The 22,533-nt window shown below is 67.6% G+C and carries 20 protein-coding genes; 9 read left to right on the top strand and 11 right to left on the bottom strand.

Translation table 11 applies throughout. The features are described 5' to 3' along the window. Nucleotides 1-72: 72 nt before the first annotated feature. The 3 genes from ACWEWT_RS22965 (at nucleotide 73) to ACWEWT_RS22975 (ending at nucleotide 3,148) form a co-directional block, all read left to right on the top strand. Nucleotides 73-1,551: an adenylate/guanylate cyclase domain-containing protein gene (locus ACWEWT_RS22965; RefSeq protein WP_452561840.1), complete on the top strand. Its 1,479-nt coding sequence runs from the start codon at nucleotides 73-75 to the stop codon at nucleotides 1,549-1,551. Nucleotides 1,552-1,616: 65 nt separating this feature from the next. After that, nucleotides 1,617-2,720 carry a lysylphosphatidylglycerol synthase transmembrane domain-containing protein gene (locus ACWEWT_RS22970; protein ID WP_452561799.1) on the top strand — a complete coding sequence of 368 codons (1,104 nt, stop codon included), beginning with the start codon at nucleotides 1,617-1,619 and terminating at the stop codon, nucleotides 2,718-2,720. Between the two features lie 59 nt (nucleotides 2,721-2,779). Continuing rightward, on the top strand, nucleotides 2,780-3,148 hold the full coding sequence (locus ACWEWT_RS22975; RefSeq protein ID WP_452561801.1) for a DUF3054 domain-containing protein: 369 nt from the start codon (nucleotides 2,780-2,782) through the stop codon (nucleotides 3,146-3,148). A gap of 25 nt (nucleotides 3,149-3,173) precedes the next feature. Here ACWEWT_RS22975 and ACWEWT_RS22980 read toward each other — a convergent pair whose 3' ends face one another. After that, the gene (locus tag ACWEWT_RS22980) at nucleotides 3,174-4,847 is read right to left on the bottom strand and encodes an NTF2-like N-terminal transpeptidase domain-containing protein (RefSeq protein ID WP_452561803.1); all 1,674 of its coding nucleotides are present in this window, start codon (nucleotides 4,845-4,847) and stop codon (nucleotides 3,174-3,176) included. A gap of 310 nt (nucleotides 4,848-5,157) precedes the next feature. Between ACWEWT_RS22980 and aroQ the strand changes: the two genes are divergently transcribed. Continuing rightward, nucleotides 5,158-5,622, top strand: a complete 465-nt coding sequence (gene aroQ, locus ACWEWT_RS22985) for a type II 3-dehydroquinate dehydratase (RefSeq protein ID WP_452561804.1) — start codon at nucleotides 5,158-5,160, stop codon at nucleotides 5,620-5,622. Nucleotides 5,623-5,647: 25 nt separating this feature from the next. Here the strand turns inward: aroQ and ACWEWT_RS22990 are convergent, their stop codons facing one another. Then, the gene (locus ACWEWT_RS22990; protein ID WP_452561806.1) at nucleotides 5,648-6,106 is read right to left on the bottom strand and encodes a nitroreductase/quinone reductase family protein; all 459 of its coding nucleotides are present in this window, start codon (nucleotides 6,104-6,106) and stop codon (nucleotides 5,648-5,650) included. Between the two features lie 266 nt (nucleotides 6,107-6,372). Here ACWEWT_RS22990 and ACWEWT_RS22995 point away from each other — a divergent pair, with 266 nt between their 5' ends. Next, entirely contained in the window at nucleotides 6,373-7,470 is a 1,098-nt protein-coding gene (locus tag ACWEWT_RS22995; RefSeq protein ID WP_452561808.1) for a zinc-binding dehydrogenase, read from the top strand. A 73-nt stretch (nucleotides 7,471-7,543) separates the two neighbouring features. After that, a complete protein-coding gene (locus tag ACWEWT_RS23000; protein ID WP_452561810.1) occupies nucleotides 7,544-7,858 on the top strand; it encodes a GNAT family N-acetyltransferase in 315 nt (104 codons plus the stop codon). Nucleotides 7,859-8,534: 676 nt separating this feature from the next. Here ACWEWT_RS23000 and ACWEWT_RS23005 read toward each other — a convergent pair. Next, nucleotides 8,535-9,296: a lysophospholipid acyltransferase family protein gene (locus ACWEWT_RS23005; protein WP_452561812.1), complete on the bottom strand. Its 762-nt coding sequence runs from the start codon at nucleotides 9,294-9,296 to the stop codon at nucleotides 8,535-8,537. Nucleotides 9,297-9,423: 127 nt separating this feature from the next. Here ACWEWT_RS23005 and ACWEWT_RS23010 point away from each other — a divergent pair, with 127 nt between their 5' ends. Then, on the top strand, nucleotides 9,424-10,083 hold the full coding sequence (locus tag ACWEWT_RS23010; RefSeq protein WP_452561814.1) for a YqgE/AlgH family protein: 660 nt from the start codon (nucleotides 9,424-9,426) through the stop codon (nucleotides 10,081-10,083). A 51-nt stretch (nucleotides 10,084-10,134) separates the two neighbouring features. Here ACWEWT_RS23010 and ACWEWT_RS23015 read toward each other — a convergent pair whose 3' ends face one another. From ACWEWT_RS23015 to ACWEWT_RS23025, 3 genes are all read right to left on the bottom strand, one after another. Next, on the bottom strand, nucleotides 10,135-10,938 hold the full coding sequence (locus tag ACWEWT_RS23015; RefSeq protein WP_452561815.1) for an ABC transporter permease: 804 nt from the start codon (nucleotides 10,936-10,938) through the stop codon (nucleotides 10,135-10,137). Continuing rightward, nucleotides 10,935-11,897, bottom strand: a complete 963-nt coding sequence (locus ACWEWT_RS23020) for an ATP-binding cassette domain-containing protein (RefSeq protein WP_452561817.1) — start codon at nucleotides 11,895-11,897, stop codon at nucleotides 10,935-10,937. Before ACWEWT_RS23020 ends, ACWEWT_RS23015 begins: the two co-directional genes overlap by 4 nt. A 124-nt stretch (nucleotides 11,898-12,021) precedes the next feature. Continuing rightward, entirely contained in the window at nucleotides 12,022-12,534 is a 513-nt protein-coding gene (locus ACWEWT_RS23025; protein WP_452561819.1) for an EXLDI protein, read from the bottom strand. A gap of 216 nt (nucleotides 12,535-12,750) precedes the next feature. Here ACWEWT_RS23025 and ACWEWT_RS23030 point away from each other — a divergent pair, with 216 nt between their 5' ends. Further along, nucleotides 12,751-13,248: a hypothetical protein gene (locus ACWEWT_RS23030; protein ID WP_452561820.1), complete on the top strand. Its 498-nt coding sequence runs from the start codon at nucleotides 12,751-12,753 to the stop codon at nucleotides 13,246-13,248. A 195-nt stretch (nucleotides 13,249-13,443) separates the two neighbouring features. On the opposite strand, the gene ACWEWT_RS23035 is transcribed toward ACWEWT_RS23030, so the two are convergent. The 3 genes from ACWEWT_RS23035 to ACWEWT_RS23045 are packed head-to-tail and all read right to left on the bottom strand — an operon-like array spanning nucleotide 13,444 to nucleotide 15,572. Further along, the gene (locus tag ACWEWT_RS23035; RefSeq protein WP_452561821.1) at nucleotides 13,444-13,800 is read right to left on the bottom strand and encodes a hypothetical protein; all 357 of its coding nucleotides are present in this window, start codon (nucleotides 13,798-13,800) and stop codon (nucleotides 13,444-13,446) included. Further along, nucleotides 13,797-14,654: a DUF692 domain-containing protein gene (locus tag ACWEWT_RS23040; RefSeq protein WP_452561823.1), complete on the bottom strand. Its 858-nt coding sequence runs from the start codon at nucleotides 14,652-14,654 to the stop codon at nucleotides 13,797-13,799. Before ACWEWT_RS23040 ends, ACWEWT_RS23035 begins: the two co-directional genes overlap by 4 nt. 3 nt (nucleotides 14,655-14,657) lie before the next feature. After that, nucleotides 14,658-15,572 (bottom strand): TIGR04222 domain-containing membrane protein, encoded by a 915-nt coding sequence (locus ACWEWT_RS23045; RefSeq protein ID WP_452561825.1) that lies wholly within the window; start codon nucleotides 15,570-15,572, stop codon nucleotides 14,658-14,660. A gap of 330 nt (nucleotides 15,573-15,902) precedes the next feature. Between ACWEWT_RS23045 and ACWEWT_RS23050 the strand changes: the two genes are divergently transcribed. After that, nucleotides 15,903-16,658 carry a glycoside hydrolase family 25 protein gene (locus ACWEWT_RS23050; protein ID WP_452561841.1) on the top strand — a complete coding sequence of 252 codons (756 nt, stop codon included), beginning with the start codon at nucleotides 15,903-15,905 and terminating at the stop codon, nucleotides 16,656-16,658. A gap of 279 nt (nucleotides 16,659-16,937) precedes the next feature. On the opposite strand, the gene ACWEWT_RS23055 is transcribed toward ACWEWT_RS23050, so the two are convergent. Both ACWEWT_RS23055 and leuS read right to left on the bottom strand, forming a co-directional pair. Then, on the bottom strand, nucleotides 16,938-18,980 hold the full coding sequence (locus ACWEWT_RS23055; RefSeq protein ID WP_452561827.1) for a PhoX family protein: 2,043 nt from the start codon (nucleotides 18,978-18,980) through the stop codon (nucleotides 16,938-16,940). Nucleotides 18,981-19,166: 186 nt separating this feature from the next. Further along, on the bottom strand, nucleotides 19,167-22,061 hold the full coding sequence (gene leuS, locus ACWEWT_RS23060; protein ID WP_452561828.1) for a leucine--tRNA ligase: 2,895 nt from the start codon (nucleotides 22,059-22,061) through the stop codon (nucleotides 19,167-19,169). Between the last annotated feature and the right edge of the window lie 472 nt (nucleotides 22,062-22,533).

Here is a 22,533-nt window from a genome sequence, read left to right on the forward strand (position 1 = left end):
AGCACGATACGGTCGGCCCCGGACGCTAGATTGGTACACGTGTCAGCGCCATTGGAAGCGGTCAAACAGACCATGCATACGCGCTGGCCCCTGTACCTGACCTCCATGTTGCTCGCGAACGCGTTCGGCGCCGTGCTGGTATGGGCGTTCATCCAGTACGGGTTACCGGTCCCCGAGGGGGAGCAACCGGGCACCCGGCAGGTCGGCCTGCTGGTCCCGGCCGTCGTTTTCCTCACCGGCGGCGTACTCAGTGTGACCGCTTCGGCGCTGATGCTGCGGCCGGTGATGCGCTGGCAGGTACGTGGCGGACCGCCCAGCCGCCAGGAGCAGATGGCCGCCCTGCACGCGCCGCTACGACAGTCGATCGTGCATCTCGCGCTGTGGGTCCTCGGTGGCGGTGTTCTCGGCGCGGCGATCATCTCCGAGACCCCCGCCCTGGCCGGCGCCGTGATCATCACCGAATGTATGGCCGCGACCATCGTGTTCGGGTTCACCTACATGCTCGGTGAACGGATTCTGCGCCCGGTGGCGGCCGAGGCCCTCACCGCGGGCCGGTTCGACCACACCCTCACCCCCGGTGTCGGCACCCGGATGGCGATGACCTGGGGTATGGGCACCTTCGCCCCGACCATCGCGATCGTGCTGCTGTGCGTCACCCAGATCTCCTCGGATGTGAAATTCTCGGCGCAGTCGCTGGCGGTATCGATCCTGCTGCTCTGCGGTGTGGTGATCATGCAGGCGCTGGCGCTGTCCATGCTGACCGCGTCCAGCATCTCCGATCCGGTCCGCCAGCTCAGTCAGGCCATCGACCAGGTGCAGAACGGTGCCCGCGATGTGCAGGTCGAGGTTTTCGACGGTAGTGAGATCGGACTGCTGCAGGTCGGTTTCAACCGGATGATGGAGGAGGCGGCGAGCCGGCAGCGGTTGCAGGAACTGTTCGGCCAGCATGTCGGCGCCGAGGTGGCCCAGCGTGCCCTCGACTACGGCACCGAATTGGGCGGGGAAACCCGGTTCGTGGCTGTTCTGTTCGTGGATATGGTCGGTTCCACCGCGACGGCCGCCGAACATCCACCGACCGAGGTGGTCAGCCTGCTCAACGAATTCTTCCGGGTCGTGGTCGATGTCATCGACCGTCATCACGGGTTCGTGAACAAATTCGTCGGCGACGCCGCGCTCGCCATTTTCGGCGCCCCACTGGATCGGCCGGACGCACCCACTGCCGCGCTGGCGGCGGCCCGGGATCTGCGCGAAGCGCTGCGCACGGTGTCCGGACTCGATATCGGTATCGGAGTTTCCGCGGGGCTGGCGGTCGCGGGGAATATCGGGGCCGCCAACCGCTTCGAATACACCGTGATCGGCGACCCGGTGAACGAGGCCTCGCGGCTCACCGAACTCGCCAAGGATCATCCCGGCCGGGTGCTGGCCTCCGGTTCGGCACTGTATTTCGCCGAGGACGCCGAGCAGCGGCACTGGACGGCGGGCGAGGAAGTGCAGCTACGCGGCCGGCGCCGCAAGACCCGGCTGTCCTGGCCGAGCGCTACCGTCGAGTAGATCCGTTCGCCGTGGTCTCGGAGCAGGCAGCGGACTCCGCCGGGGGTGTCCATTAGGCTGGGCCCGTGACGGCCAACGGTGATGCAGCGGGTACCGCTGCTGTGCCCCCGGCCGGAGACCCGGATACCAGCGGAAATCGCCGCGGCAGATTGCGCTGGCTCAAATGGCTGGCCGTTTCGATCGTACTTCTCCTGTTGATCGGCGAGGCTTTCTATCTGTGGCCGCGATTACACGAATCGTGGCGCAAACTCACCGAAATCCATTGGGGCTGGGTCGCGCTGTGTATCGCGGCGCAAATGCTGTCCATGACCGGTTTCGGCTATGTCCAGAAGCAACTCCTGCGCGCGGGTGGCGTCGAGGTGAGCCAGCACCGATCGGTCGCGGTCGTCTACGGCGCCACCGCCATGTCGGTCACCCTGCCCGCCGGTCAGGTGTTCTCCACGGCGTTCACCTACCGGCAGACCCGGCGCTGGGGTGCCAGCCCGGTGGTCGCTTCGTGGCAGCTGGTGTTCTCCGGTGTCGTCTCCGCGGCGGGGCTGGCCCTGATCGGGGTGCTCGGTACCGTACTGGCGGGTGGCCGGGTGGGTCCGGTCAACCTGATCGTTTCGGTGGCCGCGGTGGTGGCGCTGGTCTGGGCCGGGAACTACGCATCCCGGCATCCGGGCACCCTCGCGGGGGTGCTGCGCCGGGGACTGGCCCTGGTCAACCGGGTGCGCAAACGTGCACCGGACACCGGTATCGACAAAATGCGGGAAATGCTCGACCAGGTCGAATCGGTGAAGCTCGGCACCCGTGACGGTGCCTGGGTCAGCTGGTGGGCGGTCGTCCACCGGCTGGCCGATGTGGCCTGTCTGGGTGCCGCCTGTTACGCCATCGGCGGTGACCCGCGCTGGGCGGGACTGCTGATCGCCTTCGCGGCGGGCAAGGCCGTCGGCTCGATCCCCTTCGCGCCCGGGGGGATCGTCTATGTGGACGCGACCCTCATCTACGGACTCACCGCGGCCGCCGGGCTACCGGCGGCGCAGGCCGTGGCGGCCGCCTTCGTATACCGGCTGGTGAGTTTCGTGCTGATCGCGATCATCGGCTGGATCGTCTTCGCCTTCCTGTTCCGCACCCGCAATGCCGAGGACGACGAGTACGAGAAAGAGTTCACCCAGCGCAACGCCTGACCGGCCGGACGCGGATCGTCGATGGTCGCCGCGCGGAGGTGCCCACTAAACTCCTGGGCGTGAAGTGGTTCGTAGCGATCGTCGTCGATATCGTGCTGGTGGTGGTGTTCTGCGCCATCGGGCGCCGCAGTCACGACGAGTCCGTGCTCACCGGTCTGCTGCACACCGCCTGGCCGTTCGTGACAGGTCTGGCTGTGGGCTGGATCGCCGCGCTGCTGATCGCTCGCAAGCCGGCCGGGGCCGCGCCGTTCGACGGTTCCCGGCTGTGGCCCAGCGGTGTGGTGATCTGGTTGTGCACCCTGGTGTTCGGCATGCTGCTACGGGTCGTGGCAGGTCAGGGCACCGCGTTCAGTTTCATCGTGGTGGCGGCCGTCGTGCTGGCGGTGTTCCTGCTCGGCTGGCGAGGAGTCGTCCGCGCGATCAGGTGATCGGGTCGCCCGCGCCCGCCGGTACTCATTCGTCCGGTTTCGCGAGGGCCTGCAACATCCGCTCGCCCATCCGGACGACCATATCGCCGCTGTCGACATCGGCGATATGGATCGCGAACGTCAGATCACCCATACTCGCGATCAACCAGCCGTCGTCACCGGCTTTCGCCGAGAACCCGTTGACATCACGGAATCCGCGCAGCCGCGCCATCTGCGGCGTGTTCATCCCGTCGCGCATTGCCGCGCGCAGGGCGGCGTCGACCGGGCCCGGTAACGGCCCCATCGGTGCGTCGGTTTCGCCGGGGCGGCCACGTTCGAGCATCGGCGGGCGGGCCGTGCCGTTGGTGATGGCCGCGGCCGCGATCGCCATTCCGAAGGGGCTGACCAGCAGTGGGTCCGAACCGCCGCCCTGGCGAACCGGTTCGGCGCCACCCGCGCCGGCCGGGCGGCCGGTGACCTCCTCCAGTCCGGGAACCCGGAAGTCCACCCCGACTCCGAGCATGGCGGCCGCTTCGACGACCTCTTGGTCGGTGACATCCGCGGGCGCCTTACCCTTGGCCGCTGCGGCCGCTTTCCGGAAGAGTTCGATGGTGCCGCCCGCCGGGTACAGCCCGGTGAACGCGACCGGTCCTTGCGCGCTGGAGTAATTGTTCTGCGCCGCCGCGACGACGGCGCCGGTGGAGGGCTGGGTGACGACGATGGAGGCGGGCGAACCGACGCTGACCACCGCGTCCTCGGCCGCGCGCTGCAACCGCTGATCCATGGTGCCCGCGATATCGGGACCGGCCGGGCCCTGGTTGCCGGCGACCTGTTTGACGAACCGCCCGTTCTCGAACAGCTGTACGCCCCAACCGGAGTGCTGGTCCTGGCTTTCCTCCCAGACCTTCTTCATGGCGTCGAGCATCGGTGAGAAGATCCGGCGATCGGCGACGATCAGCCGCGGCTCCTGTTTCATCACCACACCCGGGATCGGCGCCATCCGCGGTTCCAGAATCGCGAAATCGCCTTCCCGCAGGCTGACCGCGGTGACCGGCTTTCCGCCGGCCGCGGCCAGGTCCTCGCGCAGCGAGGCGCCGGTGATCAGCGGTGCGACCGGTTCGATGGCCCGGGCCAGCGCGTCGGTGGAGGCCACCTGATCGGGCATCCGGGTGGGATCGAGCTCGACGACGTTGATGGTCTGCTGGGTCATCAACGGTTTACCGACGTTGTCGACGACCTTCGGCGCCGGGTCGGGCGTGGTGCGTACCAGCTGGACAGTGCGGTTCTGGCTGAGCTCCGGCATGACGACGGAGGGGTCCCAGGAGATGCGCCAGCCGTTGGCGAGTTTGCGGACGGTGCCCTCCAGGCCGTACCGCCAGTTCTTCTGCTCGCCGAAGGTCCATTCGACATCGAGGCTGAAGATGCCGGATTCGGCATCCAGCCCGATGAATTGCGCCTTCTCGTAGTCGACGGTGCCCGATTCGAGGCCCTCGAACATTTGCCGAAGAGTTGCCGAAGCGGCCGACGGGTACGAGGTCAACTCGGCCGCGCCGGCGTAGTCGTGTTCGTCGAGTCGTTGGGTGAATCGGTCGACGACCGTTTCGGGTCCGGTCGCTTCGGTCCCGGTCCCGCACGATCCCATCGCAATTGCCAGAGCCGCCACCCCCGTAAGGGCCATTGCGCCCCGGAAGCGAAAGCGGCGGGATCCCCTCACGTCCATGTCGCCCACTCTTCACTCTTGTCACTCCAGTAACAAGACCACCGTACCTGAAAAATGCCTGCTTGCGAGTGATCGCAAACCCGAAAACGTACCCCGGCCCACTGTGTGCAGTTGTGGCCGAGCCCAACTCGCCGCACAGCGGACCATGATCAATTATCGGGGCGCCCGAGAACACCCGGCGACGCTACGCTACCGATCGCCCGGAAGCGGCACGCCGTTACCCCGCCAGTCCGCATTCATCGAAGAGATACCCCGTCACGGTAGCTCAGAATCATCCGCTCGCGGGTGAGGTGTCGGTAGGGTTGCTGTCATGTCCGACGGCACTCTCCCGCAAACCTCGAGCAGCCCGATTCTGGTCCTCAACGGCCCGAATCTGAATATGCTCGGCACCCGGCAACCCGAGGTGTACGGGTCGGAGACCCTCGACGATGTAATCGAATTGTGTCGTCGGGCCGCGGCGGCGCACGGCCGGGAGATAACCCATTTCCAGTCGAATTCCGAGGGCGAGCTCATCGACCGGATCCACCGGGCGCACGGGACGGTGTCGGCGATCGTGATAAACCCCGGCGGGCTGACCCACACCTCCGTCGCCCTGCGCGACGCGCTGGTCATCCCGGAGGTCCCGATCGTCGAGGTACACATCAGCAATGTGCACGCGCGTGAGGATTTCCGCCGGCATTCGTATATCTCGCCCATCGCCGACGCGGTGGTCGCCGGAATGGGCAGTCAGGGATACGCGGCGGCGATCGAATTCCTGCTGACCCGCCGGATGTGATCCGCCGGGCCCACTCGGGCCGCGCTCAGCTCGCGCCCTCGATCCGGAAAACCGGGAAGCCGGGGGCGATTCCGGCGAGTTCGGAATCGGTGGAGTTCTTGGTGATGCCCTCGAAGAACCGGCCGACCTCCCAGCCCCAGCGCTCGAGGTAGAGCCGCAGCAGCGGGACCTTGTCCGCATCGTCGACCTCGACCGCACCGAACACCTCGGTCCGCCGACCCAGCCGCAGTTCGCCGGTCCCGGCGACGCGCAGGTTGCGCACCCACTGGGTGTGACCGCGTGGCGCGACGAGGTAGCGCTGCCCGTCGGCCGCGGTCATGACATTGACCATGGTGGTCCGCCATTCCCCGGACTTGCGACCGCGCACCGCCAGCAACCGGGATCCGGCGATGCTGATCCCGAGCTTGGGCAGCAGGTTGGCGAACCGGTTGAAGATCGGGTCGAAGCCGGTGGGGCCGAGGTAGCGGGTGGTCGCGGTGGTCATCTCGTTCTCCTCTGTGAGCGGTGCTCTCTGTTGTGAACAACGATCGCACCTCACTGCGCCAAAGTCAAGAGCAGTGCTCTCTTTTTGTGGTAACCACAGGTCAGAGGGTGTCCAGCCGGACATGGACCCGGATCGGCCGTTCGCGACTTCTGCCCGGCCCGCCGAACCGGCTACCGCTCCGCCGTTTTTCTGAGACGGTGGTCGGTGAACCCGATTCCCCGCGGATACCGGGATGGGTACTGGAACGAATGGCGGAGGAGAGTGGTGTGCGAGCCGCAGTTTTCCACGGAACCGAACCCCGGCTGGTCGTCGAGGAGATCCCGGTTCCGGTCCCCCGGCGGGACGAGGTCCTGCTGAAGGTCACCGCCTGCGGGGTCTGCCATACCGATCTGCACGTCCTGCGATCGGAGGTGAAGTTCCCGGCACCCGCCGTACTCGGTCACGAGGTCTCCGGAGTCGTGGCACAGCTCGGCGAGGGTGTGGACCATCTCGCGGTCGGCGACAACGTGGTGTGCAGTTTCATCATGCCCTGCGGCGACTGCCGCCACTGTGTACGCGGCGCCGAGGATCTGTGCGAGAAATTCTTCGCGCACAACCGGCTGAACGGCACCCTCTACGACGGCACCAGCCGGCTCGCCCGGGCCGACGGCACTCCGCTGGCCATGTACTCGATGGGCGGGCTCGCCGAATACTGCGTGGTACCCGCCACCGATGTCTTCACGGTGCCCGACGCCGTCGGTCTCGAAGCCGTATCGATCCTGGGTTGCAGTTCGTTCACCGCGCTCGGCGCGATACACACCGCCGAACTCGGACTCGGCGACCGGATCGCGGTGGTCGCGGCCGGCGGCGTGGGTTCCTCGATCGTGCAGTTCGCGGCGGCGAGTGGCGTCGCCCAGATCATCGCGATCGATATCAGCGACGAAAAGCTCTCGGCGGTAGCGAAACTCGGCGCCACCCATACGGTCAACTCCCGGACCGAGGACGCCGCCGCCCGGGTCCGGGAACTCACCGGCGGCCACGGCGTGGATGTGGCGTTCGAGGCATTGGGCAGCGCCGCGACCTTCACGACCACGCTGGATGTACTCGACGACGGTGGCCGGGCCGTGGTCGTGGGCATCGCACCGGCCGGCTCCACCGGCGCGATCGATCTGGCCCGCCTGGTCCGCCGCAAACTGCAGATCCGCGGATCGTACGGTGCGAAGGCCCGCACCGATATGCCCGCGCTGCTCCGGATGGTCGCGGCGAACACGGTACGACCGCAGGAGGTCATCACCCGCCGATACACCCTCGACGAGGCCGACGAAGCCTACGGCGCGCTCGCCCGCGGTGAGATCGTGGGACGGGCGATCGTCGAAATGGCTTGAGCGCCAGCACCGGCCCGCCACACACGGCGCGGATCGATGCGAAAATTCACCGCCGACCGAGTAACGTCGAGCCATGCCGACGGAGGTCCGCAACAACATCGCACTGGCCCGCTTCGAGATCACGGTCGACGGCGAGGTCGCGGGATATACCGAATACCAGGACACTGTCGGCGAGCGCGCTTTCGTGCACACCGAGGTCGATCCGCGCTTCGACGACGGCCGGGATTACGCCCGGACCCTCCTCGAAGGCGCCCTGGACGCCACCCACCGTGAAGGGTTGGGCGCACTACCGATGTGCCGGACGGTCCAGCATTTCATCGAGGCCCGGCCGCAGTACCTGCCGATGGTCCCGCACTGGGCTCGCGACCGCCTCGGATTGCGGCAGTAGGCCGCGCAGGCCGCGCAGTTACCTGTTGTGGGTTGTGACAGTCCAGCGCCTGAGGAACACCCTCACTCGCAAAACGCTCACCACCGTGGGCCGCGCAGTTACCTGATGTGGGTTGCGACAATCCAGCGCCTCAGGAACACCCTCACCCGCAAAACGCTCACCGTGGGCCGCGCAGGCCGCGCAGTTACCTGATGTGGGTTGCGACAATCCAGCGCCTCAGGAACACCCTCACCCGCAAAACGCTCACCGTGGGCCGCGCAGGCCGCGCAGTTACCTGATGTGGGTTGTGACAGTCCAGCGCCTGAGGAACACCCTCACTCGCAAAACACACCCAGCCGTATGGGCCACCTGTTCTACCGTGGGGGCACCTGTTCCAGGTTGCGACGAGCCAGCGTCCAGAAGACAGGCGGCGGGCGGCGCTACCCGCGGAAAGGCCCCACCCGCGTGGGCCGCGCAGCTGCGCACTCGGCAGTTCGGCTGTCCAGCGCGACAGCCGCGTGCGCATCCCATGCGGGATATGACAGTCCAGGGGCTCGGAACCGACCTCACCTATAGATCCGGCACAGGGGCCGGGCGGCTACCTGATCGGGACACGACGGTCCAGCGCTTCAGGTAGTGAACCTTCCCGTGGGAACAGCCCCGCGAAACTCGCTCCGCGAGGGCTGTGGACAGGGGCTCAGTAGGCGGCGACGGCGCCGTCGAGGGCCTGCTGGAGGTCGGCTCGGACCAGCCGGGCGATCTCCGCCGGCCGGGCCGGGAGATCGGTCCGGGGCACCCCGAAATGGAAACTCGCCGATTTCGCGTCCTCTTTGGTCGGGGGCACCGCCGGATCGGCCCGCGGGCCGTAACTCAGACCGAGGCTGACCAGTGCGGGCCGGGCCCCTAGTTTGGCCGTCCGGAAGGCGATATGCCCGATACCGGTGCCGACCGCCTGCACCTGCGCCGGATCGATCTCGTTGCAGGTGCCCTCCGGGAAGATCGCCAGACTGTCGCCGGCGGCCAGGCGTTCGGCGCAGATATCCATCATCCGCTGACCGGCCGCGTTCACCGCCCGCAGCCCGTGGTCGCTACCCCGGAACACCGGGATCCCGCCCATCATATCGATGCGACGGCGCAGTTTGATCTGTTCGAACAGCTCGTCCTTCGCCAGTACGCGGGTGCGCCCGATGATGGTCCGCAGCTCGCTGCGCCAGGCCGCGGCCGCGAGTGTGTAGGGGTCCAGCTGCGACAGGTGGTTGACCGCGATCAACAGTGGCGTCCGGGAGCGGATCAGTTCGCGGATCGCCTCCCGCGCGCCGGCCGCGTAGCCGACCCGCGGGCGGTAGCGCCGGCCCAGCAAGGCGTACGCCCCCATAGCCTGCAGCCGGTTCTGCCGGTGTTCACGATAGAAGTCGTACACATCGTCGCTGTTGTCCAGAAGCACCTCGGGGGGACGCATACGGCTGACTCTACGAGTCTGCGGCGGTATGTCCAGAGGGCCCGGAAACGGCCGCGGGATGAACTCCGTGTGAAGTGAACAGTTGATCAGCGCGGCACAGTCGGGCAATAGCTGCGATGATGGCCAGGTGGCGCAGGCAGATGACCCCGATGATCGCAAGACCCGGGGCGGCCGCGGTGACGGGCACGAGCCCGAACCTGGTCGTCGCGGTAGCCGGCAGGGTGAGCAGACGGTGCGGGCCGGTACGCTGCTCGTTTCCTCCACCGACCTGGCCGAGCCCACGTTCCGCCGCACGGTGGTCTACATCATCGAACACAACGACGCCGGAACCCTCGGGGTGGTGCTGAACCGTCCCAGCGACACCCCCGTGCACGATGTGCTCCCGCAGTGGGCGGAGCTGTCCGCGCAGCCGCACACCCTGTTCGTGGGTGGCCCGGTCAAACGGGACGCCGCGCTGTGCCTGGGCACGCTCCGGGTGGGTGCGCCCGTCGACGGGGTGCCGGGGTTACGGCGGGTGGACGGCCGGGTGGTGCTGGTCGATCTGGACGCCGACCCGGATCGGATCGGCCCGCTCGTCGAGGGTGTCCGGATCTTCGCCGGATACGCGGGCTGGACCTTCGGTCAGTTGGACAGCGAACTGGCCAACGACGACTGGATCGTGGTGTCGGCCCTGCCCAGTGATCCGATCGCCGGGCGGCGCACCGATATGTGGGCCCAGGTGCTGCGCCGGCAGCCGCTGCCGCTGTCCCTGCTGGCCACCCATCCGATCGAGGTCGAACGCAACTAGCACAGCCGAGATCCCCGCCGGTCGGCCCGGCGGGGATACGGCCGACCGGGGTCAGCGCCCCTGCCGCCGGAACATCGTCGTCGACCAGAGGAAACCGCCGAGGCCGATCACCAGGCACCAGCCCAACGAGATCAGCGCGTTGTTGCCGATCTCGCTACCCATCAGCAGCCCCCGCACCGTTTCGGTGAACGGTGTGAACGGCTGGTACTCGGCGAACCAGCGCATCACCGTCGGCATGGTGTCGGTCGGGACCAGGCCGGAACCCAGGAACGGCAGCATGAGGATCGGGAACGGCAGATTGCTGGCGCTCTCCGGGTTCGGGGCGATCAGGCCGAACGCGACCGACAGCCAGGTGAGCGAGAAGACCACCAGCAGCAGGAACCCGATCGTGGCGATCCATTCCAGTGGTGTCGCCGAGGGGCGGAAGCCCATCAGCAGCGAAACCCCCAGCATCGCGGCGAGCGCCAGGAACGCCTGCACCTGCACACCCAGGACATGCCCGGTGAGCAGTGCCGACCGGGCGATCGCCATGGTCCGGAACCGGTTCACGATGCCCTTGGTGACATCGGTGCATACCGAGATCGCCACCGAGGCGGTCAGATAGGCCGGGAGCAGCAACAGCATGCCGGGCACGAGATAGTCGATATAGGTGGTACCGCCGGCACCGCCGAGACCGGGCTCCAGCGCACCGCCGAACACGTAGTTGAAGATGGCCATCAGGACGATGGGCATCACCGTGACGGAAATCGTCATGCTCGGGTAGCGCCGCGCCTGCAACAGATTGCGCCGCAGCATGGTCCACGAATCGGCCAGTGCCGTCGCCGGACGCGCCGGATGGGTGGTCAGGGTTGTCATCGCACGAGTTCCTTGTCTGCGGTGGTGTTTCCGGTGAGGGTGAGGAAGACGTCGTCCAGGTTCGGCGTGTGTACGGCCAGACCTTCGGCGGCCAGCCGATGGGCGTCGATACGGTCGAGGACCGCGCGCAGCGAACCGAGGCCGCCGTCGCCGGGGACGGCGAGGGTCAGTTCTTCGTCGATGGCGCGGGCATCGGAACCGAAAACCGCCGCCGCGGCGCGTAATCCGGTGATATCGGCGAACTGCACCCGGATATGGCCGCCGGGGACCAGCCGTTTCAGCTCCGCGGACGTACCCTCGGCGACGATCCGGCCCTGGTCGAGGACCGCGATCCGGTCGGCGAGCTGATCGGCCTCCTCGAGGTACTGGGTAGTGAGGAAGACGGTGACCCCGTAGTCCTGCACCAGGCTGCCGATGATCTCCCACATGGTGCGCCGGCTGCGCGGGTCGAGGCCGGTGGTGGGCTCGTCCAGGAAGATGATGCGCGGATCGCCGACCAGGGTCATGGCCAGGTCGAGGCGACGCGTCATCCCGCCCGAATAGGTTCCGGCGGTGCGGCCGGCGGCCTCGGTGAGATCGAAACGTTCCAGCAATTCCTGGGCGAGGTCCCGGCTGCGCCGTCGCGGCAGATGGTGCAGATCCCCCATGAGCAGCAGGTTCTCGCGTCCGGTGAGCAGTTCGTCGACCGCGGCGAACTGTCCGGTCACCCCGATCACCGATCGCACCGCGTCGGGTTCGGTGGCCGGGTCGTGGCCGCCGATCCGGATATCGCCGCCGTCGGCCCCGATCAGCGTGCTCAGGATCTGCACGGTGGTGGTCTTACCGGCGCCGTTGGGACCGAGCAGCGAATAGATGGTGCCTTCGGGCACGGTGATATCGACACCGTCGAGGACCGCTCTGTCCCCATAGGACTTGCGGAGACCGGCCGCGCTGATCGCCGGGCTGCGTCGGTTGTTCATGGATCTTCCCTTCGAAATAAATAATCAGATGCGAATGTGGACATGTTTTATCGCCACCACCCCCAGGGGCACGGCGTGACATGTTCAGTAGATGAGCTCCCGTGGGCATCGCCCGCCGGAGGGATCAGATATCGAGATCTTCGACGGGGGCGTGCTCGGCGATATCGGAGACGCGCCCGTAGAGCAGGTCGGGGATCTTGCCCTTCAACTCCTCGACAGTGTCGACGATGGTGAGCGTGTAGTCACCCCAGTCGTGTTCGATACCGAGCATGCGGCGCCAGTTCTTCAGATCGCGCAGCCAGTTCTCCGATTCCGGGTAATCCGACCAGTTCGCGTATTGCTCGTGCAGGACGAATTTGCCCTTGCGACTACGGAATACGCGCACATGCTCCATCCGCTCGTCGCCGACATCCCGGTGCTCCACGAGCAGGGCGCCCTGGAATCGCACCTGCCGGGCACCGTTGTGGCCGACGCGCAGCACGATCTCCTCGTACCCCTCGAGCTTGCCCTCCTCCAATTCGATGAAGCGTTTGAGCGCGGTGACCACCGCGCCGGAGAGATTGCCGCCGACCAATTCCTGCGCCCGCTGGAACAGGGGCAGATCGTCGTCGGCGACGTAGATGGTCTTGTTCGGCATGAGCCGACTATACGTAGACATATACGTATAGGCAAGCGGTCGAGCCGGCCCCGTTCGCGCAACCCACGAATTCGAGCCGATCAGCCCCCTTACGGATTCACCTATTGAACGTGCCGTTGAATAGCGGTACGGTAGGTGTTGTTCCGATAAAGCGCTCCAGAGCGTGTGGCCCGCACCGAAGGCCGCACCGGGGCGTGACCGAGTGAGGACCTGCCGATGAACCCGAACCCCGCACAGCGCACCCGCCGCCTCGCCGCGCGAATCGCCGCGATCGCGGTCATCGCCCTCGCCCCCCTGGCCGTCACCGCCGGCCCCGCCCTCGCCGATACCGGCGAGGCAGCCCAGATCAGCGATTCCAGCGACAGCTTCGGCGATAGCAACAGCTGGAACGGCAACGACGATTTCGGCTGGGACGACAACGGCCAGTACGGCTACACCGACCACAACCGGCAGAACTACGACGGATACGAGGACCACCTCAACAGCGGCGGCAACCAGTACCCGGACCGCGATTCGCATACCGATTACGACGGCGACCGCGGCTTCGACCTGCCGGCCGGCCGGGACAGCGAGGACCACAGCGGTGGCAGCCCGAGCCCTGCCACCTGGAACGTACCCAACCCCTACATCCCGCCGGCGACACCGAGCCTGCTGCCGCAGATCCAGCTGCCGCAGCTGCCGTTCGCACTGCCGGGCCTGCCGCCTCTCGCCTGACCGAGACGGACCGGCCGGTACCGAAGTTGAGTAGCCGTTATATAGCGGCACGTAACTCAGTGGGTCACCATAGTGTGACCGGATGGGTTCACTCTCACCCAGCGCGGTCCGGAGCCGGCACCTGAGTTCGTGAAACACCGGCCGGAGCGGCCGCAAACAGCGAACCGTCGGGGAGCGGTGCCGGTGCCCTGTCGATCAGCGCGAACGAAAGCGCCGGATCAACCGGGCGACCGGCGCGAAGGCACCCGGCCGGGGCGGGGGCCACGGAATATCGCACTCGCGAGCGAACCGCCGGCCGTCGGCCACCGTTGTGTCCCTCGGCCGGGCCCGCGCCCACTCGACGAATCGGGTGGTGAAATCCGGGCCGGCCGCGTGCACCAGTTCGGGACAGCGGGCCGCGACTTCCCGGGCCCGTTTGTGCAGTAGCGCGTGGGCCGCCGCCCGCACCGGCTCCGGATCGAAACCCGGCGGGATATCCCCACCCGCCACCAGCGCCCGCACCAGCGCGGCCTGCCGATCCGCCAGACCCGGCCGCTCCGGACCGCCGCTCACCGCAACCCGGCCCGGGCCGATGCGGTGAGCGGGGCACGCGCGGCCGCATTCGCCACCGCGTCCAGCTCGTCGAGCAGTTCGTGCGCAGGTGGATAGTTACCGTCCCGTTCGAGCATCAGGGGAATCGGATGATCACGGACGAAATCGGTGACCAGCGCCAGCACCTCCGCGGGAATCGGATGCAGATGGGTGTCGTGGTATCGCCCGCCGGATTCGTGACCGCCCGCGATATGGCAGTAGGCGATCCGTTCCGTGGGCAGCCGCCGCAACTCCGTGGCCGGATCGCGCCCGCGATTACGCGCGTTCGCGTACACATTCGCGATATCGAGCAGCAGATACACCCCGGGGCGCTCGACGATCTCGGTGAGGAACTCCGATTCGCTGAATTCGTCGTCGGGCCAGTCGAAGAGCGCGGCGATGTTCTCCACGGCCAGCGGTGTATCCAGCCCGGCCCGGGTGCGGGTGATATTCGCGGTCACCGCGTCGAGCGCTTCGCGGCTGCGCGGGATCGGAAGCAGATGAACGGCCTCCAGACCACCGGCCCGCACGAAGGCGATGTGCTCACTCACCAGCGGCGCCGAGACGGCCCGCGCACAGGCCGCTAGGTACTCGATCCGGCGGCCGTCCACAGGTTCGGCGCCACCCAGCGACAGCGAGATACCGTGCGGGACAACAGCGGTACCCCGGTCCCGCAGTGCCGCCAGTTCCACCGGAACCGCGACCCCACCGCGCCCGCGGCCCAGCGACTCCGCGACGACTTCGCAGAAGCCGAGGCCGTCCAGCTGGTCTATCACGCCGCAGATCTCCGGGCGCCAGCCGATGCCGAGCGCCGAATCGGGTAGCGGGCCGGTCACCGGTCAGCCACCGCAGCCTCCGCAACCCCCGCAACCCCCGCCGCCACCGCAGCCGCCACCGTCGCCTCCGCCCGAATCACCGCTGCCGGAGTCGCCGCCGCTCGACCCGCCGTCGGCGCTGTAACCACCCATGGCGGTGTTCAGTGCGGGGTCGAGCAGTACCAGTGCCTGTACACCGAACAGGGCGACCGCGAGACCCGCGGCGGCGGGACCGTAGGTCGCATAGGACGGCGAGTTGCCCGGACGCAGATAGCGGTTACCGCTCGCGGCCTCCGCCAGCGCGGTACGGCCCGCCGGGGTGACCCGCACCGGGGCCACCACCCGCCACCAGGCGATACCGAGTGCCACCAGCACGAAGATCAGGAAGAGAACCGGGTTGCCGTTGAACAGCCCGGTCACCAGCCGGGCCACTCCGAAGAGTGCGACGACCACGATCGGTAGACCCGCCTCGCGCAACTGCTTCGTGAACCGGCCGTCGGCCAGGTAACCGCGATCGATGAGAGCTTTGCGCATCCGGTCGAGGTCGCCCTGGAGCCGATGGGTCACCACGGTGATGCTCTGTTTCGACGCGCCGAGCCGGTCGTGGACGGCGGCGGTGAAAGGATCGAGCGTGGCCGTGCCCGTGGTGGCACCGACCGGGCGGCCACCGGCATCGATGAGATCGTGGCCGCGCAGCAGTGCGATCGAGGCCATCACGGCCCGGCGATCACTGGTCAGCAGACCGAGTTCGGGTGCGGTCAGCTCTCCGGCCGGGGCCGGCGCGGCCGCAGTGACGATCCGGTGCCGCAACCACAGACCGATCGCCACGGCGCCGATCACGAAGGGCAGGTACAGCAGCAGGAATCCGGGACCGGAGATACCCCAGGTCTCGCCGGCGACCAATGCGGATGCCGCACCCGGCAATTCGACAGTGTGCATACCTACCTCCGGCTCCGCACATGATTGAGTCCAGTATCCGCATCGGATCCCGGCCACGCCACGGTGTTCGAGGCCGTAGCTCCGGCAGCGCGGGGTGGACACCGTCCGATCCCGGTTCCCATCCGGCGCCCGGTCGCCGCGCTTCTTCGCTCCGCCGCTCCGGTACCGGGGCACGCACCCGCCACCGAGGTCGCCCGTCCAGGAACGAAGTTGCCGCAGGACCTTCGGACACGGCGGTGTAATACCGGAGAGTGCCCGGCGGCGTGCCTAGGGTCGGGGACCATGAACACTGCCCGTAGGAGATCGACCGTGAGAAGGTCCGGCTCGTGTATGGGGCCGGGCAGTACCGTACGACGCCGTTTCGGGCGGCCCGGGTTCGGGCTGGTGACATTCGCGCTGGTGGCCGGGCTCGCGCTGGTATCCGCACCGGCGCACGCCGAACCCACCGGCCCGGATGTCTCGTCCTGGCAACACGGCGGCGGACGGCCCATCGACTGGTTCTCCGTCCGCGCGGCCGGCCACCGCTTCGCCATGGTCAAGGCCACCGAGGGCCTGAACTACGTCAACCCGTTCTTCGTGCAGGACAGCCTGCAGATGCGCGTGGCCGGAATGGCCCGCGGCACCTATCACTACGCCCGTCCCGAACTGCCACCCGAGCCCCAGGCCGCCCTCTACGCGACGATCGTGCTCGGCCAGAACGGTCCGCTGGACCTGCCACCGGTCCTGGATATCGAGAATTCCGGCGGCCTGGCACCAGGCGCGCTGATCGATTGGACCCATCGCTACCTCAACACCGTGCAGACCCTCACCGGCCGGGTTCCGATCGTCTACACCTATCCCCGGTTCTGGCAGACCGCGATGGCCGACAGCGACCAGTTCCACCGCTACCCGTTGTGGATCGCCGACTACCGTGACCGCGACCAGCCGGAGGTCCCCGGCCGCTGGCCCGCCTGGACGTTCTGGCAGCAGACCGATTCCGGCTCGATCCCGGGTATTCACGGCAATACCGATGTGAACGTGTACAGCGGCGCACAGGGCGATTTCGCCGGCTTCGCCCGGATGGGTGGACTCACCGGCAGCGGATAACCCGTACGCCACCGCATTCCACTGAGAACACCCGACCGAGCTGTGACCGAACGCCCTCGCACACCGACGCGCACGGCCGGAGCGAACGCGGAGGTACGCACAACGCGCACGGCCGCAGCGAACGCGGAGGTACGCACAACGCGCACGGCCGCAGCGAACGCGGAGGTACGCACAACGCGCACGGCCGCAGCGAATGCGGAGGTACGCACAACGCGCACGGCCGGAGCGAATGCGGAGGTACGCACAACGCGCACGGCCGGAGCGAATGCGGAGGTACGCCTAGACCCCGATCCGGCCGCCCCCCGTTTTCCAGACCGCCACCACAGCGGGGCGCGGCTGGGTCGTACCACCGTCGGGCCAGTGCGAGGCCGGATTCTCCACCGACGCCTCGTCGGTTTCGCCCGGATGCTGGACACACACCATGACCCGTTCCTCGGTGATCACCGGACCGCAGGTCTCGGCACCGACCGGGACCGACAGGAACTGTTTGGTCTCGCCGCGCCGATCACCGTCGAGCACCACCGCGAACAGTCCGTCGTTGGCGTCGAGCGCATTACCGTCGGTGCTGATCCAGAGGTTGCCGTACGGATCGAAGGCGAGGTTGTCGGGGCAGGAGATCGGGCTGACCTTCGTCTTGTCGTAGCCCGCGAAGTAGGTGTCGGCGGCGGCCGGGTCACCGCAGACCAGCAGCAGGGTCCAGGTGAACGAGGTGCCCGCGTGATCGTCGGTGAGTTCCAGTACCTGGCCGTTCTTGTTCTTGTTGCGCGGGTTGGCCTCGTCGACCCCGGGTTTGCCGTCGGTACCACGCTTGTCGTTGTTGGTCAGCGCGACATAGACCTTGCCGGTTTTCGGGTTCGCCTCGAAATCCTCGGGACGGTCCATCTTGGTGGCACCCACCTTGTCGCCGGCGAGCCGGGTGAACACCGCGACCTCTTCCGCGGTCATGCCGTCCACCAGCGATTCGCCGCGCCCGTCCGCGGCCGTGCGCAGGATCGGGATCCACTGCCCGGTGCCGGTGAAACCCTGATCGGAGGGGACGGTGCCCGAACCGTCGATCCGGTCCGGGTGGTCGCCGGTGAGTTTCGCGACGTAGAGGGTGCCGGCGTCCAGGATGGTCATATTGTGGCGGCGGCTCGCGGCCCCGGTACCGGACTCGACCTTGCGCGCGGAGACGAACTTGTACATGTAGTCGAACCGCTCGTCGTCACCGGTGTAGGCGACCACGGTGCCGTCGGCGGCGACGTGGATATTCGCCGCCTCGTGCTTGAACCGGCCCAGCGCGGTGTGTTTGACCGGGGTCGCGGCGGGGTCCCACGGGTCCACCTCGACCACCCAGCCGAAGCGGTGGGGTTCGTTGGGTTCGGCGGCGATATCGAAACGTTTGTCGAATTTCTCCCAGTAGTGCGGGGCGTCGGATTCGCCGATGCCATAGCGCTTCAGCCGCGCCGCCGCCACCGGATCGGCGGATCTGCCCACGAAGTAGGCGTTGAAGTTCTCCTCGCCGGACAGCACTGTGCCCCACGGGGTCACCCCGCCGGAGCAGTTGTTGACCGTACCGAGGACCTTCGTACCGGTGGGGTCGGCGGAGGTCTTCAGCAGCGGGCTACCGGCCGCGGGCCCGGTCAGCCGGAATTCGGTGGTCGCGGTGATCCGCCGGTTGTACTTGCCGAACGCCGGCTTCAGGCGGCCCGTACCGGAGTCGCCGTGCACCTCGACCACGGACAGACCGTGCGCGGCCATCGCGATCTCGACCTGTTCCCTGGTGATCGCCTCGGGCTTGTACCCGGGGAACATGAACTGTTCGGTCGTGTACTCGTGGTTCACCACGAGCAGGTATCTACCCGGCTGCCCCTCGATCGGCAGCAGACCGGCGAAATCGTTGTTGTAACCGAACTGCTTCGCCTGCGCGGCCGGGGTCTGGCCGAAGAAATCGAACTCGGGTGCGTCCTCGAACAACGGATCACCCCAGCGGATGACGACACCCTGCTCGTAGCCCTCCGGGACGACGAGGGCGTCCGCGGTGTTCGGCGCGACCGGGGCGAACCCGGTCCCTGTGCCGCCACCGGAGTCCGCGGTGGTACCGACCTCGGTTCCGTCACCGCAGGCGGCGAGCGCGCTCGCCGCGCCGATCGCGACCACCGCGGCCGCACTGCCCTGGAGCAGGCGCCGCCGGGAGATCCCCGCGACGATATCCCCGAAGTAGGTGTTCGACGAGGTGTTGGGTACCTCGTGGAAGCAGGCGTTTCCGCATTTGTACTGGCAGGTGACGCGGGCCCGCGAACCCGCGGGTTCGTGGGCGACAAAGAGCGCGAGAGGTTTCACTGTGAACTCCTGTTCCGGGCTGAACGCACGCACGCTAGCCCACCCAGGCGAGTCCGAGGAGTCCGCGAAATTAACTGTCGGTGCCGTACCGGTGGCATCGCCGCAGGGTCCGGGCCCACCGAGCCCGGTGGTACGGCCCCCCGACCGGCGCCGCGCACACACCGTCACATTCTCGGCGCCGAGATCTCACGCGACGATATTGACCAACCGCCCGGGCACCACGATCAACTTGCGCGGCGCCTTACCGCCCAACAGCGCGGCGATCTTCTCGTCGGCCAGTGCGGCCGCTTCGATGGCGGCCTGATCGGCCTCGACATCGACCTGGATCCGGCTGCGCACCTTGCCGTTGACCTGGATCGGATATTCCACCGTCTCCGCGGTCAGCAGCGCCGGATCGGCCACCGGGAACGGCCCGTGCGCCAGGGAGTGGCTGTGGCCCAGCCGTTCCCACAGCTCCTCGGTCATATGCGGAGCCAGCGGCGCCAACATCAGCACCACCGGTTCCACCGCCGAACGGGGCGCGCCGCCGGGATATGCCTTGGTCAGGTGATTGGTCAGCTCGATCAGCTTGGCACCGGCGGTGTTGTCGCGCATCGCCGCCAGATCCTCGTCGACCCCGGCGATCGTCCGGTGCAGCAACCGCAGCGTCTCGTCGGCCGGATTGTCCTCGGTGACCCGGGTCGCGCCGGTCTCCTCGTCGACCACCAGCCGCCATACGCGCTGCAGGAACCGGTGCGCGCCGATGACATCCTTGGTCGCCCACGGCCGGGAGGTGTCCAGCGGGCCCATCGACATCTCGTAGAAACGGAAGGTGTCGGCGCCGTACAGATCGCAGATCTCGTCCGGGGCGATAGCGTTCTTCAGCGATTTGCCGATCTTGCCGTACTCCTGGTTCACCTCGGCCTCGGTTCCCGAGGCGTCGGTCCAGTAGAACCGGCCGTCGCGTTCGGTCACCTCGGCGGCGGGCACATACGCGCCGCGCGCGTCGGTATAGGCGAAAGCCTGGATATACCCCTGGTTGAACAGGCGGCGGTACGGCTCGCTGCCGCTCACCTCGCCCAGATCGAACAGGACTTTCTGCCAGAACCGGGCGTACAGCAGGTGCAGCACGGCGTGCTCCACACCGCCCACGTACAGATCCACACCACCCGGATCGTCGGCGCCGTGTTCCGCGGGACGTGGACCCAGCCAGTAGGTCTCGTTCTCCTTCGCGCAGAATTCCGCGGAATTGGTCGGATCGGCGTAGCGCAGCTGATACCAGGAACTACCGGCCCAGTTGGGCATCACATTGGTATCGCGGCGGTAGGCGCGCGGGCCGTCCCCCAGATCCAGCTCCACCGCGACCCAGTCGGTGGCCTTGGCCAGCGGCGGAGACGGTTCGGAGTTCGCGTCGTCGGGGTCGAAGGTGACCGGTGCGAAATCGTCCAGTTCGGGCAACCGCACCGGCAGCATCGATTCCGGCAGCGCGTGCGGAGCCCCGGATTCGTCGTAGACGATCGGGAACGGCTCACCCCAGTACCGCTGCCGCGCGAACAACCAGTCGCGCAGTTTGTACTGGACGGTGCCGGCGCCCCGGCCTTCGGCCTCCAGGCGCGCGATCACGGTGGCCTTGGCGTCGGCGATGTTCAGGCCGTCCAGATAGCCGGAATTGATCGCCGGCCCGTCACCGCTGTATGCCTCGCCGTCGAAATCCGCGGGCGGTTCGACGGTGCGGACGATCGGCAGGCCGAACGCGGTCGCGAAATCCCAGTCGCGCTGATCCTGCCCGGGTACCGCCATGATCGCGCCGGTACCGTAACCGCTCAGGACATAATCGGCGATGAAGATCGGGACCTGCGCGCCGTCGACCGGATTGGTGGCGTACGCGCCCAGGAAGACGCCGGTCTTGTCCTTGTGCTCCTGGCGCTCCAGATCCGATTTCGCGGCGATCGACTTCCGGTAGGCCGCCACAGCCTCGGCCGGAGTCGCGCTACCGGCCGTCCAGCGCGCATCGGTGCCCTCGGGCCAAGCGGCCGCCGTCAACCGGTCCACTGCCTCGTGTTCGGGAGCCAGCACCATATAGGTCGCGCCGAACAACGTATCGGGCCGCGTGGTGAACACCTCGATATCACCGACCGCGGTGGCGAACTCGACCCGCGCGCCGCGCGAGCGCCCGATCCAGTTGCGCTGCATGGCCTTAACGTTCTCCGGCCAATCCACCCGGTCCAGATCGTCGATCAACCGATCGGAATAGGCGGTGATCCGCATCATCCACTGCCACAGCCGCTTCCGGAACACCGGGAAATTACCGCGTTCGCTCCGGCCGTCGGCGGTGACCTCCTCGTTGGACAGCACCGTCCCCAGACCCGGACACCAGTTCACCACCGAATCCGTCTGATAGACCAGCCGATAGGAGTCGATCACCGCATTGCGCTCGGCGACGGACAGCTCCGCCCAGTCCTTACCGTCCGGCGCGGGCCGGGCCCCCGTCGCGAACTGCTGTTCCAGCTCCGGGATCGGCCGGGCGCGACCGATCTCCTGGTCGTACCAGGCGTTGTAGATGCGCAGGAAGATCCACTGCGTCCATTTGTAGTACTCGGGATCGGTGGTCGCGAAGGACCGCCGCCGATCGTGCCCCAGCCCCAGCCTGTCCAGTTGCCGCTGCATGGTGGCGATATTGGACTCGGTGGTATCGCGCGGATGCGCCCCCGTCTGCACCGCGTACTGCTCGGCGGGCAGGCCGAACGCGTCGTAGCCCAGCGCGTGCAGCACGTTGCGACCGTGCATCCGGTGGTAGCGGGCGAACACATCGGTGGCGATATAGCCCAGCGGATGGCCCACGTGCAGCCCCGCCCCCGACGGGTACGGGAACATGTCCTGGACGAACAGTTTGTCGGCGGGCACCTCCCCGGCCAGCGGACCGACCGGGTTCGGGGCGTAGAAGGTGCCGCGCTCGTTCCAGCGCTGCTGCCACCGCCGCTCGATCTCCCCGGCGAGCTCGGCGGTGTACCGGTGGACCGGCGTATCACCGGCGCGACCCTGGGGTGCGCCGTGGTCTACCGAGCCCTGCCCGGCTGTCTCGGTTGCGCGGGAGTCCTGCACGGTCCTGCCTTCTCTAGCTGCTGATGGGGAGAATTCCGTCGTCGAACAGCCTAGGACGTGCGCCCTGACAAGCCCAAAAAGGTATGGAGTCGGCAGGCGCGGGTGACCGCGATCACCGCCCGCGCCGCGGACGACAACCGCACGACCGGCGAGTTCGGCCGGACCCCCCACGACCGACCACGGACCGAAATAGAGGGCGCGCAGTATCCGAGAACCCGGCACCGACCGGCCAGTGAACCACCCCGGACCGGTCGAAACACCCTCATACAGCCCGGGTGGTCAGCATTCGTGTGTCGAACCCGCCCCGGTCCGGACCGACAGAACCAAGGAGCACAACAACCGATAGCCCGAGCTCAGAACCCGAGCCACCAGAGCCGGACCCGACCCGACGCCGAAGGCGAGGCCCACCACAAAGGCGGGGCCCGCCCCGGTTCTGGAGCGACAGAGCGAAGGAGCGCAGCGACTGAGCGGC

This window comes from Nocardia sp. NPDC003963 (genome assembly GCF_053605105.1).

What these genes read in the sequence shown, in the direction of transcription:
- ACWEWT_RS22990 (WP_452561806.1), bottom strand. Translation starts at nt 6,106, where the DNA reads ATGACCACCGCGACCACCCGCTACCTCGGCCCCACCGGCTTCGACCCG.
- ACWEWT_RS23050 (WP_452561841.1), top strand. Translation starts at nt 15,903, where the DNA reads ATGGGGCCGGGCAGTACCGTACGACGCCGTTTCGGGCGGCCCGGGTTC.
- ACWEWT_RS22980 (WP_452561803.1), bottom strand. Translation starts at nt 4,847, where the DNA reads ATGGACGTGAGGGGATCCCGCCGCTTTCGCTTCCGGGGCGCAATGGCC.
- ACWEWT_RS23000 (WP_452561810.1), top strand. Translation starts at nt 7,544, where the DNA reads ATGCCGACGGAGGTCCGCAACAACATCGCACTGGCCCGCTTCGAGATC.
- aroQ (WP_452561804.1), top strand. Translation starts at nt 5,158, where the DNA reads ATGTCCGACGGCACTCTCCCGCAAACCTCGAGCAGCCCGATTCTGGTC.
- ACWEWT_RS23020 (WP_452561817.1), bottom strand. Translation starts at nt 11,897, where the DNA reads ATGAACAACCGACGCAGCCCGGCGATCAGCGCGGCCGGTCTCCGCAAG.
- ACWEWT_RS22965 (WP_452561840.1), top strand. Translation starts at nt 73, where the DNA reads ATGCATACGCGCTGGCCCCTGTACCTGACCTCCATGTTGCTCGCGAAC.
- ACWEWT_RS23015 (WP_452561815.1), bottom strand. Translation starts at nt 10,938, where the DNA reads ATGACAACCCTGACCACCCATCCGGCGCGTCCGGCGACGGCACTGGCC.
- ACWEWT_RS23045 (WP_452561825.1), bottom strand. Translation starts at nt 15,572, where the DNA reads ATGCACACTGTCGAATTGCCGGGTGCGGCATCCGCATTGGTCGCCGGC.
- ACWEWT_RS23025 (WP_452561819.1), bottom strand. Translation starts at nt 12,534, where the DNA reads ATGCCGAACAAGACCATCTACGTCGCCGACGACGATCTGCCCCTGTTC.
- ACWEWT_RS23005 (WP_452561812.1), bottom strand. Translation starts at nt 9,296, where the DNA reads ATGCGTCCCCCCGAGGTGCTTCTGGACAACAGCGACGATGTGTACGAC.
- ACWEWT_RS23030 (WP_452561820.1), top strand. Translation starts at nt 12,751, where the DNA reads ATGAACCCGAACCCCGCACAGCGCACCCGCCGCCTCGCCGCGCGAATC.